At 31.7% G+C, this 14,603-nt stretch carries 14 protein-coding genes; 5 read left to right on the forward strand and 9 right to left on the reverse strand.

All coding sequences use genetic code 11. The features are described 5' to 3' along the window. Nucleotides 1-107 precede the first annotated feature (107 nt). On the reverse strand, nt 108-1,460 hold the full coding sequence (locus ACEN2F_RS02815; protein ID WP_441735761.1) for an NAD-dependent succinate-semialdehyde dehydrogenase: 1,353 nt from the start codon (nt 1,458-1,460) through the stop codon (nt 108-110). Between the two features lie 415 nt (nt 1,461-1,875). Further along, nucleotides 1,876-3,987 carry a response regulator gene (locus ACEN2F_RS02820; RefSeq protein ID WP_441735763.1) on the reverse strand — a complete coding sequence of 704 codons (2,112 nt, stop codon included), beginning with the start codon at nt 3,985-3,987 and terminating at the stop codon, nt 1,876-1,878. A gap of 622 nt (nt 3,988-4,609) precedes the next feature. On the opposite strand from ACEN2F_RS02820, the gene ACEN2F_RS02825 reads away from it, so the two are divergent. Further along, entirely contained in the window at nt 4,610-5,386 is a 777-nt protein-coding gene (locus ACEN2F_RS02825; RefSeq protein ID WP_441735765.1) for a superoxide dismutase, read from the forward strand. Nucleotides 5,387-5,600: 214 nt separating this feature from the next. After that, nucleotides 5,601-6,800 carry an LETM1-related biofilm-associated protein gene (locus ACEN2F_RS02830; protein ID WP_441735766.1) on the forward strand — a complete coding sequence of 400 codons (1,200 nt, stop codon included), beginning with the start codon at nt 5,601-5,603 and terminating at the stop codon, nt 6,798-6,800. Nucleotides 6,801-6,844: 44 nt separating this feature from the next. Here the strand turns inward: ACEN2F_RS02830 and can are convergent, their stop codons facing one another. The 4 genes from can to ACEN2F_RS02850 form a co-directional block, all read right to left on the reverse strand. Next, on the reverse strand, nt 6,845-7,480 hold the full coding sequence (gene can / locus ACEN2F_RS02835) for a carbonate dehydratase (protein WP_441735769.1): 636 nt from the start codon (nt 7,478-7,480) through the stop codon (nt 6,845-6,847). Nucleotides 7,481-7,564: 84 nt separating this feature from the next. Next, nucleotides 7,565-9,223, reverse strand: coding sequence for a SulP family inorganic anion transporter (locus ACEN2F_RS02840; RefSeq protein WP_441735772.1), 1,659 nt, complete (start codon nt 9,221-9,223; stop codon nt 7,565-7,567). A gap of 83 nt (nt 9,224-9,306) precedes the next feature. Then, nucleotides 9,307-9,582, reverse strand: coding sequence for a hypothetical protein (locus ACEN2F_RS02845; protein WP_441735775.1), 276 nt, complete (start codon nt 9,580-9,582; stop codon nt 9,307-9,309). A 135-nt stretch (nt 9,583-9,717) separates the two neighbouring features. After that, a complete protein-coding gene (locus ACEN2F_RS02850; RefSeq protein WP_441735778.1) occupies nt 9,718-10,197 on the reverse strand; it encodes a Dps family protein in 480 nt (159 codons plus the stop codon). A 115-nt stretch (nt 10,198-10,312) separates the two neighbouring features. On the opposite strand from ACEN2F_RS02850, the gene ACEN2F_RS02855 reads away from it, so the two are divergent. Next, complete coding sequence (locus tag ACEN2F_RS02855) at nt 10,313-11,254, forward strand: LysR substrate-binding domain-containing protein (protein ID WP_441735780.1); 942 nt, start codon at nt 10,313-10,315, stop codon at nt 11,252-11,254. Between the two features lie 30 nt (nt 11,255-11,284). Here ACEN2F_RS02855 and ACEN2F_RS02860 read toward each other — a convergent pair whose 3' ends face one another. After that, nucleotides 11,285-11,482 carry a hypothetical protein gene (locus tag ACEN2F_RS02860; protein ID WP_441735782.1) on the reverse strand — a complete coding sequence of 66 codons (198 nt, stop codon included), beginning with the start codon at nt 11,480-11,482 and terminating at the stop codon, nt 11,285-11,287. A gap of 164 nt (nt 11,483-11,646) precedes the next feature. Beyond that, entirely contained in the window at nt 11,647-12,309 is a 663-nt protein-coding gene (gene mnmD / locus ACEN2F_RS02865) for a tRNA (5-methylaminomethyl-2-thiouridine)(34)-methyltransferase MnmD (RefSeq protein ID WP_441735784.1), read from the reverse strand. 297 nt (nt 12,310-12,606) lie between these two features. Here mnmD and ACEN2F_RS02870 point away from each other — a divergent pair, with 297 nt between their 5' ends. Further along, on the forward strand, nt 12,607-13,674 hold the full coding sequence (locus ACEN2F_RS02870; RefSeq protein WP_441735786.1) for a branched-chain amino acid aminotransferase: 1,068 nt from the start codon (nt 12,607-12,609) through the stop codon (nt 13,672-13,674). 98 nt (nt 13,675-13,772) lie between these two features. Here the strand turns inward: ACEN2F_RS02870 and ACEN2F_RS02875 are convergent, their stop codons facing one another. Next, nucleotides 13,773-14,156, reverse strand: a complete 384-nt coding sequence (locus ACEN2F_RS02875; RefSeq protein WP_441735787.1) for a hypothetical protein — start codon at nt 14,154-14,156, stop codon at nt 13,773-13,775. Nucleotides 14,157-14,238: 82 nt separating this feature from the next. Here ACEN2F_RS02875 and ACEN2F_RS02880 point away from each other — a divergent pair, with 82 nt between their 5' ends. Beyond that, a complete protein-coding gene (locus ACEN2F_RS02880) occupies nt 14,239-14,427 on the forward strand; it encodes a hypothetical protein (protein ID WP_441735789.1) in 189 nt (62 codons plus the stop codon). The last annotated feature ends 176 nt before the right edge of the window (nt 14,428-14,603 follow it).

Here is a 14,603-nt window from a genome sequence, read left to right on the forward strand (position 1 = left end):
TCAAAAAAAAGAGACTAAAATAAAAAACGAGAACCGGTTTTGTAATTCCTGTTCTCGTTTTCCTTTTTTATCCATACCTGCTGAATACCGGCACCTGAATAAACAAACTATTCTATAACCAATGATTTCATATTCATAAATTCTTTGATACCTACAGTTCCTAATTCCCTGCCGTAACCCGATTTTTTTATTCCTCCAAAAGGAACTCTAGAGTCAGATCGCACTAATGAATTCACAAACACATTTCCAGCTTCTATATTTCTTGCTAATATATAAGCTTTTTCACGATCCTCCGTCCAGATTGAAGATGCTAGACCGTACCGATGATTATTAGCAATTGCAACGGCATCATTTTCATCTCTAGCCCTAATAACTGTGGCAAGCGGTCCGAAGGTCTCTTCTTGAAACGCAATATTGTTCGAATCAGCAATATCAATTAATGTGGGTTCGAAATTACAATCTACCCGCTCCCCGCCCACTATTAGTTTAGCTCCTTGTGCTAATGACTTCTCCAATTGATCACTCAATTTCTCAGCTAAATCTAGACGAGCCAAAGGACCTAAATGAATCCCTTCCTGTAATGGATTTCCTTGTTGAAGCGATTTTATCCTTTGGGCAAAAAGTGCTAAAAATTCATCAGCTACCTTCTCAGTAACAATAAAGCGTTTGGCACAAATACACGCTTGGCCTGCATTGAGCATTCTGGATTGCGCAGCAACGCTAGCTGCTTTTTCAAGATTCGCATCATTCAAAACGACAAAAGCATCTGAACCACCCAATTCCATCACTGATTTTTTGATATGCTTTCCTGCTAAAGAAGCCACAGAAGATCCTGCCCTTTCACTCCCTGTCAACGTAATTCCACTAACAATATCCGAAGCAATTACACCTTCTACCTGAGGAATATCTATCGTAATTTGGAGGAAAACACCTTCGGGGAAACCTGCCTCTAAAAATGCATTTTCAATAGCTTTGGCACAACCAATAACATTAGGCGCATGTTTCAATAGCGTTACATTTCCAGCCATTATTGCTGGCGCTGCATATCGCAACACTTGCCAAAAGGGATAATTCCACGGCATAATTGCAAAAATAGCTCCCAAAGGATCGTAAACGGACATACTCTTAAAGGGTGTGTCATAATATTCATCTTTCAACATTTGTTCTGCGTGATCTGCATAAAAATCACAATTTGCCGCTGATTTTTCAACTTCTGAAATACTTTCGGATAAAACCTTACCCATTTCATGGGTAATTAGAAGACCTAATTTTTCTTTGTTGGCTCTTAAAAATTGAGCTAGATTTTTCATTTTATCTGCTCTTTCCTCAAACGAAGTGTTTCGCCAAAGTTTATAAGCTCGTTTTGAACTATCTATTTTTTGATTCAATTGTAAGTTTGTTAAAACTTCATGCTCAGCAATAATTTCCTGCGTAAATGGATTTATAGAGTTAAATATCATTTCATTTTGTGTTTTAAATTCTGTATAAAGGTAATTTTGAGTTAGAAAACAGCACCGTTTTATTGCATAAAAAGTTTGACAATTCTTATTGTGTATTCCCACGAAAAAAAATTCAATTCAAACGAAAATTTCTTTTAAACTACTAAAAGAAATAAATCACCATCGACTAAAAGTTCTTTCTTATTGTTAACAAACTTACAGTTGGCGCAATGCTATCAATTATTTTATGTTTCTCATTTTACAAATCATCACAAATTAGCTTGTGTAAATCAATAGCAAAAGTTTTTAGTACTTGAAAGGCAAGTGCACTAAAAATATAGTTTTTAAAATTTGTTTCCAATTCGAAATTTCTGCTTTTAGAACAGTTATCTAACGAACTTCAAAAAATAATTCGAGAAGGTAGTTTCCTAAAATCCTAAGCTTGTATTTCTATGAAAATTGCATCCAATATTGCGAATATTTTTTCTTTATCTAACGGTTTTGTAATGTAGTCATTAAACCCATATTGAACTATTTTCTCCCTATCTTCTGCTGAAGAATAGGCAGTTTGGGCTATAACAGGAAGTTCCGGTTTAATTAATTTTATCTTTTCAAAAGCATCATACCCATTCAAAACAGGCATTTTAATATCCATAAAAACTAAACTAATGGCATCGTTTTCTGTACAAATAGTAACCGCTTCTTGGCCATTAACCGCACGCAAAACAGTATGGTTTTTTGACTCTATTATTTTTTTTAACAATAAGAAATTAATATTATCATCCTCTGCAATTAAAATTATTTCATTCTCTTGATTTATTACAAATGATGTTCTTTTACTTAAAGCTTCATCTGTGATTTCCAAATCAAATTCTAAAGGGACTGAAAATTTAAAAACAGAGCCAAATCCTATAGTAGATTCTACTGATATTTCACCACCCAGCATTTCGACATAAGCCTTTGTAATGGATAAGCCAAGACCTAATCCTGTTAATTCAGTTGCGCCATCACCTTCAATTCTTCTAAAACGATCAAAGATTACTTTTAGATAGTTTTTACTCATTCCAATTCCTGAGTCTTCTATTGTAAATTCTAAAATTTCTTTCTCTTTGTTTACTGAATATCCAAAGGCAACAAAACCCATATCAGTAAATTTTATTGCATTAGTAATTAAATTGACGATAATTTGTTTCAGTTTAGTTTCATCAGTGCGAATATTCCTTTCCATTTTTAGTGGATTCTCTAGAATATAAAATTGAATATCTTTGTCTTTAGGAATAGTAACATTAATCGAATCATACAAATCTCTTATACATTTCTCCAAGTCCACTCCTTTATAATTAGGTGTGATTTGTTTCGCATCAATTTTAGACATTTCAATAAGGTCTTCAATAATAGAAACTAAGCTATTACCGCTATTTTTAATAATTTTTAAATATTCAAATTTCTCATTTTCGCTCAAATTTGTATCTGTAAGTAAATCACTAAATCCCATTATAGCATTCATTGGAGTTCTGATTTCATGTGATAAATTCGCTAAAAAAGACGATTTCAAGGTATCACTTTCTTCTGCTTTTTGTTTAGATATCTCTAATTGTTTCCTTTGGTTGCTGTTCTCTTCAAAAAGATTCCCTATATATCCGAATTCGCCTTTAAAATCTCTTAAAGCAGTTATAGATTTTGCGCTACCGGTTTCAAGAATACTTTTTACTAATTTTAATGGATCATAAACCCATCGTTTGGTGTAATAAATAAAGGTAAAAATGTTCAATAAAGAAACCAATACTACAATAAATAAAATTTCTTTTGTGTTTTTATAATTCAAATTGAATGGTCTTTTAAAAAGTAATTTAGCCACCACTTCGTCTTTCCAATCTTTTAAATCTAAACTAACAATTACAAAATCACCCTCCTCCACAACATCTTGACTGCCAGAAACTAAAGTAACCTTAGAACTACTAATATTCCCTAAAGAGCTAAAAAAAGGCTCGTCTAACAATCTCGCCATGAAAAAATAACCAGAAGGCGCCGTTTTATTTTTTTTGGGATCATGAGAAGGATGTATGGTCGCGCTAAAAACTTCAACAATACCCTCAGGAATTTTAATGTAGAATTTTTTTAGTTTTGATTTATGAAGCGCTGAAATAATCTCTTTTGGAATAAAATCAGCACTTTTTATCTTAGAAGATACCGTTTCATTTATCAATTTTTTGTCAAGGCCGTAGATCCCAACATAATCTACATCATAAAATTCAAATTCACTTAGAATAAATTTATCGTACCATTCTAAGTCTTTTGTTTTTGTAAAAAGTACCAAGTCATCCCAAAAGGTAACATCAATGATAGTAGCTGTTGCGGTTTTAGAATTAAGCCTAAACAAAGATTTTACTTCTTTATTATATTGATTATGTGTTGTTTGCCTAAAATCATTCTCCTCTTGAATAGTGTACAAATACAGCATTATATAGATTAGAAAAAAGAAAATACTTGCCGAAATAATCAACATTAATAATTTTGAATACGTATTTAGTTTTATCAATCTTTTCATGGAATATATTCAAATCAAAAAAATATATCATTTATTTTGTAGGATATATCACTTTATTTGATAGGCGCAAGTTACTCTTTTTTATCATTAGAAAAAATTAGTGCATTCAAAATGACAGCAATATATAAAACAAATATTAATTAACTCAGAAATTAAACAAAGCAAACATTTTTATCTTGCTAGCCTTCTTTAGAACTAGGAAGGTATTTTTTCTTAGAATTTGTTTGTTTTCTGACAAAAAAGATCGTTTTTTAAATCTTCTATTATTGAAAATCAATAAATATGGCGTGTCAAAGACGAAACAAATGGGGCAACAATCATTATTCACGAGCTGTGACTAGTCCTATTCGGTTATCCTAAAAAAAAAAGAATTTCCGAAAATAGAAGTTCTTGAATATCATACGAAAACCAAATTGTCACTATTTGATAAATCATAGGCATAACGACTAAGAGTTCCTTTGTAAAATACTCGTAAGTCTTTTTGAAGACAATTTAGCAATGTTTTTTCGTGGGCACATTTTCTTTGAATACAACATCTAGCCAAACTTTAAGTCTTTATTAACCCGTCTCCAGCTATAAATGCCTAATTTTATAGAAATATATTATAATTAAAGATGATACTATGGAAAATAACAATACACGACGAAATTTTTTAAAAAAAACAGCCTTATTGTCCACAGGCACAATCATTGGCTCGAGTTTATTTAATGCTGCATTTGCAGCTGCACCGGCATTAAATACTGAAAGTGAATCCTTAGAAAACGCAATAACAAATGTCCCAGGAACCTACAGCCTTCCAAAATTAGGATATAGCTATGATGGTTTAGAGCCTCACATTGACAAAGCCACAATGGAGATTCATCACAGTAAGCACCATCAAGGCTATGTCTCAAATTTGAATAAAGCAATTGATACATTAGATTCAAACTTGATTGATCATACTAAATCACTAGAAAATATATTTGAAAAAATGTCTAAATTTCCGGAAGCCATCCGAAATAATAGTGGTGGACATTACAATCACAGCTTGTTTTGGAGTTTGATGAAACCTAATGGTGGCGGAACTCCTAAAGGGAAATTAGCAGAAGCTATAAACACATCTTTCGGCTCCTTTGATGAATTCAAAAAACAATTTACTGATGCATCCATGAAACGATTTGGTTCTGGTTGGGCTTGGTTGGTTGTCCAAGACGGGAAATTGGTTGTAGGTTCAACTGCCAATCAAGACAATCCATTGATGCGATTACGAGGCAAGGGATTGAAAGGCAAACCCGTTTTGGCTTTAGATGTATGGGAACACGCCTATTATCTCAAAAATCAAAACCGCAGAGCTGATTATGTTGCCTCTTTTTGGAATGTAGTAGATTGGGATATGGCTGAAAACTTATTCAATTCATAAAAATTACAATAAACCTCTGATTTAATATCTTTCAGGGGTTTTATTAAAAAATAAAAGGCTTAGTCTGTATGCATTATTCAAAAGTCAAATACTTTTTACCGTTATTCCTTAATAGTAAAAAAAATCGCCAAGAAAATAGTACCGATATAAAACTAAAAGCCAGCAGGTAAAACTACCAGAAAAAAGTATAGCTTTGTACCTTCAAATTAAAGCAATGATTAACCCTTCAGCATCAGGTTGGATAGATAAATTTTTTATTGAACAACAGTTTTCAAACGAAACAGTTTCAAAAACTACAGATACATTTTATCAAAAAGTCAGAGAAACAGGATTTGTATATGGACATATAATTGCATTTGAAACCACAACAACAATTAAAACTAAAGGCTGGTTCAAGGAAGAGATCTCAAAAGTAGCTCTCTTAAATACCTTGTACAAAGTTTTTTGTTTAACTAATGAAGACATCAGCCCAGACAACTTCATAAAAGAAGCGGTTACTTTTTATAACCAAATGAATCCTCAAGGGTTTAATATATTTAAAAAAATTCTCCCTAAAAATTCTCCCTCTTTAACGTTAGAAAAAATTATTGACGAGCGTGTTCAAACTAACGACAGCATAATTAGTAAAAATTTTTCTCATTTAGTTACTAACGCATTATTATTTATTGATGTATTAGCTTTTAGACAATATTTAATTCACGGGGAAATTCCGGAAAAGTATTTAAAAAAAATAGAAGAAACTATTGTAAATGTTGTCACACTTGCGTTAAAAATAAAATCAAAAAAATCTCAATACGATGATTTACTAATCAAACTTTTTGAGGCGTCTATTCGTTACAGTAAGTTTTCTAAGGTCCCTGTCCAAAGCCTTGAAACTCTTGAATTGGATTATTTTTCAAACGATTTAGAAAAATACTATTTAATAGATATTGCAGGAATGGCTTTGTGGAGTGATGGCGATATTGAAAATAACGAAGCCTACTTTTTACATTCCTTAGCTCAGATATTAAATATTCCAGAAGGTTTTTCAGATGATAGCATCAGCAGTACAAATGAGTTTATTGTAAAGTACAAAAAGGAAATCCCTTATTTTAATTATTCTAATCCGGTCAAACATTTTTATGATCAAACGACACAAAGTGTAGTTGCACTCATTAGTAGAAACAAAAACAGATTGATTAGGGAAATTATTCAAAGTAAAGAATTAATGGTGCTATTGGCTCATTCAACACGAAGAGATTTGGATGAAAAAGAAAAGAAAAAGGTCAAGAAACAATTACTGGAAATTTGTAAAACCATTCCGTCATTAACAATATTTCTATTACCGGGAGGAAGTTTATTGTTGCCTATTCTAATTAAATTTATTCCTAAACTTTTACCTTCTGCTTTTAATGAAAATTTAGATACTGAATAAAAAAGTCACTACAATAGAGTGACTTTTTTATTCAGTATCTAGATTTAGAATTTCAATTGATATACTGCATCTAACTCTTTTTCGGAACTGATATTTACATTTAGGTCCGTTACAAAACCTGAATTTAGACCATAAGCCCATCCATGTAACATTAAATCCTGACCATTTCTCCAAGCGGACTGAACTATTGAGGTTTTAGCCAAATCAAAAACTTGTTCTTTTACATTCAATTCCACAAAAGTATTAAAACGTTCCGTTTCATCTAGAATTGAGTCTAAATAAGCACTGTGCAAACGGTACACATCTTTTATATGACGAATCCAGTTATCGATAATACCAATAGAATCATTTCCCATGGCAGCCTTGATACCACCACAACCATAATGACCACATACCAATACGTGTTTTACTTTCAGTACATTTACCGCATAATCCAGCACACTTAGCATGTTCATGTCAGAGTGAACTACCATATTAGCAATATTTCTGTGAACAAAAACTTCTCCTGGTTTTGCTCCTATAATTTCATTTGCTGGTACTCGGCTATCAGAACAACCAATCCAGAGTAATGGCGGTGTTTGACCTTTAGCAAGATCTTCAAAATAATTTGGATCAGAGGCTAAACATGTTTCCACCCATTTTTTATTATTCTCTATCATATTGTTATAAAAATCAATCATAATTTTTTTTGATTATTTTATTTATAAATTCCTTATCTGCAGATTAATGCAGCGTAAAGAAACTGTTTTTTCCTAAAATTTACTTTATTTATTAGCAATATCTTCATCTACAATCTCTCTTTTGATCATGACTCGTTTTGCGGCATCATAATAATGCTCAATAGTCACATGATTTTTAGTTTCTTGAGTATTTTCTAAATCATACGCCTTTTTAAATCCTTTCAACTTGACTTTAATATTATAATCTACGGCTCTTGTTGTTTTGAATTCATAAATCAAATCTAGGATGTCATGAGCTATATAAACGGTATCCTTAGCATCTATTATTACTTTGGAATTTTCAGGAATTTCATTCAAAGTGTTTTTAATAGCTGCTTTGTTCAAAAAAGAGACTTCTTGAGCCAAATCAATATGAATGACATCACCGTCAGCATATTCCTCTTTTCTAAAACTATACGCTCTTTTGAGATTACCTTTTAAAACAAAAATGATACTGATGATCATACCTAGCGCGACGCCTTTTAACAAATCGGTAAAAACAACTGCCAATAAGGTAGCTATGAAGGGAACGAATTGATATTTCCCTTTTATCCAAAAATGCTTAAAAGTTGCAGGTTTAGCTAACTTGTATCCAACCAAAATTAAAATGGAAGCTAAAGTTGCTAATGGAATTTTATTCAAAACAACCGGAATTATAAGTACAGTACCTAACAATAATGTCCCATGGATGATCGTGGACATTTTTGATTTGGCACCAGTATTTGAATTGGCAGAAGAACGCACAATGACAGATGTCAAGGGAAGACCTCCTAATAGAGAACTTACTACATTTCCAATTCCTTGGGCTTTTAGTTCCACATTGGTATCCGTGAATCGTTTTTGAACATCCATTCGATCTGCGGCTTCAATACTCAATAGGGTTTCTATTGAGGCGACAATTGCTATAGTAAATGCGACAATCCAAACTTTAGGATTCAGAATTGCCGAAAAATTAGGAGTAACAATGATTGCCTTGAATTCTTCCAAGTTGGTTGGAGCTGGTAATGAAACTAAATGTTCGTTTTGAATTGCCAATACGCTGCCAGTTCTGATAAAAAATTCATTCAATACCACACCTAAAACGACTGCTACTAAAGCACCGGGCACCAATTTTATTTTTTTTAACAAAGGCACTTTATCCCAAGAAATTAATACAATCAAAGAAATTAAACTAATCAAAATAGATCCCAGCTGTACGTAGTCAAAAATACCCAATAAAGTAGAAAAGGTATTGCTCCCGTCATTTTGTAAAAAAGCTAGATCACCTTCAAAATCACTGTCATATCCAAAAGCATGAGGCAATTGTTTTAGAATAATTATAATTCCGATACCGGCCAGCATCCCTTCGATAACATTTGTTGGAAAATAATTAGAAATGCTTCCTGCTTTGAGGTATCCTAAAATTAATTGTAACAAACCCGCCATAAAAACAGCTGTTAAAAAAACATCAAATGCTCCCAAGTCTGTTATTGCAGTAAGAACAATAGCTGTAAGACCAGCCGCGGGACCTGAAACGCTTATGTGTGATGTACTTAAATACCCCACCACAATCCCTCCGATTATTCCAGAAATAATTCCAGAAAATAAAGGAGCACCAGAGGCCATAGCAATACCCAAACACAACGGTAATGCTATTAAAAAAACCACTAAACCAGATGCAAAATCAGATTTAAGGTTGGCAAAAAGATTAATTTTTTTGGTCATAATACCGAACTAAAGATTGAATACAAAAAGCTTAACACTGACAGAAGTGAAAATCTATTTAAAAAAACAGAATTAACAATGCATTACATTTGGTCGGGAGGTGGTATAAATATGGAGGCCGTATTATTATCGTGTTTTGATAAATTCTCTGAATGAACAACGATGGAGGATAATTTTATGGAAGGAATTATATCCGAAGGAGATTCGGAATAAAATATTACTTTTATTTCTTTATGAACATTTTCTTCTTCCGAAGCATTGTAAAAAATTGAAATATCGGAATTTTTCTCAATCACCGTCACAATTGTCGGGGTGATTAGGAAAGTTAAAAATAGAATTAGTAATATTTTAGATACCATTTTCATTCCAACAAAAATAGAATTTAGTTTGCAATAAAAATAAAAGTTATTCTTTATTTTAGAAAAAAAAGTAATATCCAAAAAAAAACCAGATAATATACTATAATTATCTGGTTTCATTGTTAAAATAGGGATTTACAAACTTTCTTCTAACCAAGCTTGCATCATCCAAATTGTTTTTTCTTGTTCTGCAATAAAGTCACTCATCAACGCATTAGTACCTTCATCATTAATTTGAGCTGACTTATCAAGAATTACACGTTCAATTTTCAATAAATGAGAAAGTGAAGTAACGATTAAGTGAACAGCTTTTTCATCAACAGAAATATCTCTTCCTACGACTAATTGATTATGTTTTATATAATCTTCAAAAGTATGAAGTGGAGTTCCTCCTACGGTTAAAACTCTTTCCGCAATTAAATCAATTTTTATTTGAGAATCTGTATACAATTCTTCGAATTTTACATGTAAATCAAAAAAACGTTTTCCTTTAATGTTCCAGTGAATTCCTCTTAAATTTTGATAATAAACTTGAAAATTAGATAATAAAACATTCAACTCGCTTACTATTAATTCTGATTCTTTTACTGGCAATCCTAAAATATTTGTTTTCATTTTTATGGTTTTTTATATTTATTTCCGTCTAAGACAAATTTAGTGTAAGATTAATGAAAAACACCATAATAAAAAGTTATTGTTTTATTAAATTTGTATCAGATATAATGATACCATGACAATAACTCAATTAAAATACGTACTCGCGGTAGCGGAACATAAAAATTTCACTCTTGCGGCAGAAAAATGTTTTGTTACTCAGCCTACATTGAGTATGCAAATTCAAAAGATAGAAGAGGAATTAAGCATTCAAATATTTGACCGAACTAAGAAACCTATTCAGCTAACTGAAATTGGTCATAAAATTGTCAATCAGGCAAAGAATATTGTAATTGAAGCCGATAGAATCCAAGATATTGTTGAGCAACAAAAAGGATTTATTGGTGGTGAATTTAGATTAGGTATTATACCTACCGTCATGCCTACTTTATTGCCCATGTTCCTTAACAACTTTATAAAAAAATATCCGAAAGTAAAACTAATCATCGAAGAATTAAATACCGAGGAAATTATTATAAAACTGAACAATGGTCACCTTGATGCAGCCATTGCCGCAACCCCTCTGATGGAAGAAAAAATAAAGGAAATAGTCTTGTACTTTGAACCTTTTGTTGCGTACATCCCGGAGAGTCATCATACTTTTCAAAAGGAAGAAATAGAGGTTTCAGATTTAAACGTGGATGAAATTTTGTTATTACAAGATGGACATTGTTTTCGAGAAGGAATTTTGAATCTATGCAAGAGTGCCGGTAAAAATGAAAGCAATCATTTTCAAATACAAAGTGGTAGTTTTGAAACTTTGATTAAACTGGCAGACGAAGGTTTGGGAACAACGTTATTACCCTATCTGCATACATTAGATTTGAAAGAAAAAGACAAACTCAAACTTCGTCAATTTAAGGAACCGAAACCGGCTCGAGAAATCAGCTTAATTTTCCCTAAAAACGAATTAAAAATTCAAATAATCGACGCGCTTCGAGCTACTATTACCGGCGTAATAAAAGGTGCTATTGTATTTCAAAATGTCCAGATTATTAGTCCAATTGCAAAAAAATAAAAAGAGGAACCGTGTAAGGTTCCTCTTTTATTATGAATTTATAATTATTAAACATTGTTTTAATTCCGGTTTGCCAATAGTAAAATTGAGTAACCACTCGCGCAGTTGATCCATCTCGTAAGGCAATAATGCTTTTATAGCCTTTTCTAATTCTTTACAAAAAAGCATAGGATCAAAACTTACTCTTTCTAAAACTGATTTAGTATAATCATACATGATTTTCGACATAATTAATGAAGATTTTTTGGTTACATTTTTATTAAAGGCCTGGTAAAAATACATTTTTTATTACAACTCATTTAGGTTTTAACGCAGTTTTTAGTTTTTTATTTCTTGATCCGCCTTTAATCAAAAATAATAAAATATTGACAATAAGTAACTTAACTTATTTTTTATTTTTTAGTAGCCCTGAACATTTCTCTTTTCCCTGGTGGCCCCGCTAATTTTTCAACCGTAAAACCTACTTCTAACATACTCCGCTTTACAACACCTCTAGCAGCATAAGTCACTAAAACCCCATTGCTTTTTAGCGCAGTAAACATTCGTTTAAAAACATCGGTACTCCATAATTCCGGCTGTACCCTGTACCCAAAAGCATCAAAGTAAATCAAATCAAAGGCATTATTGTCATCAATATCTTGAAATAGCTGCTTTCTTTTAGTCAAAAGAAAATCATTTCTAAGCATTGTTTTTTCTTCCCAAGCGCTTTGATGCATGGTTGTAAAAATTGCATCTTCTTGAGGTGCATTTAACTCAGAAACATAATTCATTTGCAAAACCTCATCTGCCGAAATAGGATATGCCTCTACCCCAACATAATCAATAGACTGATTCATTTTTTTTGCTTCCAATAAAGTAATAAAAGCATTCAAACCAGTACCAAAACCAATTTCTAAAATAGAAACTGCTCTATTTTGAAATAAGGAAAGACCGTTTTTAATAAAGACGTGTTGCGCTTCCTGAATAGCTCCATGTTTAGAATGATAACATTCATCCCATTCGTCTATGCGTATCGTTGTAGAACCATCCAGTGTTTGTATTATTTCTCTTTTCAAAATTATAATTTGATGTTATTTGAAATTTTTTGATTTTATAAATTGACCAAATTTAGTCAAAACTAAAATGATAGTCCTAAATAAAGAGCGTTTATTATACAAATGATCTAATATTGACATCGTTTTTTTCTTATTTTTAAAAAATAAATAAATCGTACTTAAATGCTATAATTAATAGTGTTTTATCAAGTATTTTAGTGATTTTTATTTAATTTTGCAAATATTAAAGTTCTTTTTGCATAATCAAGATTTTAATAATCAATTGTAGTAACCTATAAAAACAAACAATACCCTATCATGAGTACAACTCAAACCAGCAAAATTGAAATAATCAAAGCAGCTACTTCAAAAATCAATGAAGTTGATTTTAATAATTTAAGCTTTGGATCTGTTTTCTCGGATCATTTATTTGAATGTAATTATAAAAATGGACAATGGCAACAACCAGTCATTAAGCCTTACGCCCCATTTTTATTGGATCCATCATCAAGAGTTTTTCATTATGGTCAAGCTATTTTTGAAGGTATGAAAGCCTATAAAGACGACAGCAATGACGTTTGGCTTTTTAGACCCGACCAAAATTACAAACGTTTCAATACCTCTGCTGTTAGAATGGCCATGCCAGAAGTTCCACAAGATATTTTCATGAATGGTTTAAAACAACTGCTACAATTGGACGAAGCTTGGATCAAAAAAGGAAAAGGAAATGCCTTATATATCAGACCTTTCATGATTGCAACAGGTACTGGAGTAATTGCAAATCCATCTAATGAATACAAATTCATGATTATTTTATCGCCAGTCTCCTCTTATTATTCTGGTGATGTAAAAGTAATCATCGCCGAACATTTTAGTAGAGCTGCAAACGGAGGAATAGGCGCTGCAAAAGCAGCCGGGAATTATGCTGCGCAGTTTTACCCCACTGAATTAGCAAATAAAGACGGTTTTCAACAAATAATATGGACTGATGATGCCACACACACCAAATTAGAAGAAGCTGGAACAATGAATGTGTTTTTTAGAATAAACGACACATTATTCACCGCTCCTATCAGCGAAAGAATTCTTGATGGTGTCACTAGAAAAACGCTTATTGATTTAGCAAAAAGTGAGAATATCAATGTAGAAATTCGTCCTGTGTTAGTATCAGAACTCGTTGAAGCAGCAGGTAACGGAACCTTGAAAGAAATTTTTGGAGCAGGAACAGCCGCTGTAGTTAGCCCAATTTCTGGATTTTCCTATAAAGATGTATATCATGAATTGCCAAAAATCGAAAATTCAATGGCGATACAACTGAAAGATAAATTGACAAATATTCAAAACAAACTTGAAGAAGATACTTTTGATTGGACTGTTAAAGTGTAGTTTTAGATAAAAATAAAAAAAGCGATTTTCACATAGAGAATCGCTTTTTATGTTTTGACACATAACATTTAATAATAATATATTATTTCTACAGAATACTATTTCAGAATTTTAGACAAATCAGGTTTAAAATAGTTGGGACCCTTTAATACTTTACCATCTTCACGATAAACAGGTTCTCCATCCTCGCCCAACTTACTCATATTACTACGTTGAATTTCATCGAAAACCGCTTCTATTTTATGTTGTAAACCATGTTCAATAATGGTCCCGCATAAAATGTACATCATATCGCCTAACGCATCGGCAATTTCAACCAAATCATTGTTCTGAACGGCTTCTAAGTATTCTTCATTTTCCTCTTTCATTAAATTAAAACGAAGAAGATGCTTAGTTTCAGCTAATATGGCCGTTGGAGTTTCGCTATGTCCAATTTTGAAAGCAGTGTGAAATTCTTTGACTGCATTAATCTGTTTTTGCATAATTATAATTTTATCAAATGAAAATACAAATTAGCGAACTATTATTAAACAAATACCTAAATTTGCAAAAAATAGTATAATTATGTTTAGTCAGGGACAATTTATTTTTGCAGGCTTTTTTTTTGTTGCATTTGTTATTGCAATGATTTATGCCTATCGAAAAGATTTAGCGTTACACAAAAGATTTTATAAAGGCAATTATAAAATCTTAATTGGGTTTGGCGTGTTTATTGGAATTTTGTTTTTAATTAAAGTGTTTTTTAAACGTTAATTTTTAAAAAATTATCTTCCTTAAAAAAGACTTTTTTTATTAATCAAATCACTACAAAACCTAATGTTTAAAACATCAAGTGACTAAAAAGTAATAATTTTTAGAAATCGATAGCTGTCACAATTCTTTTCAAAACAAGATAAAGTGCTGTTTTAGATATTTAACAATTGATGCGA

The organism is Flavobacterium sp. W20_MBD1_R3, assembly GCF_052119725.1.
Taxonomy (GTDB): domain Bacteria; phylum Bacteroidota; class Bacteroidia; order Flavobacteriales; family Flavobacteriaceae; genus Flavobacterium.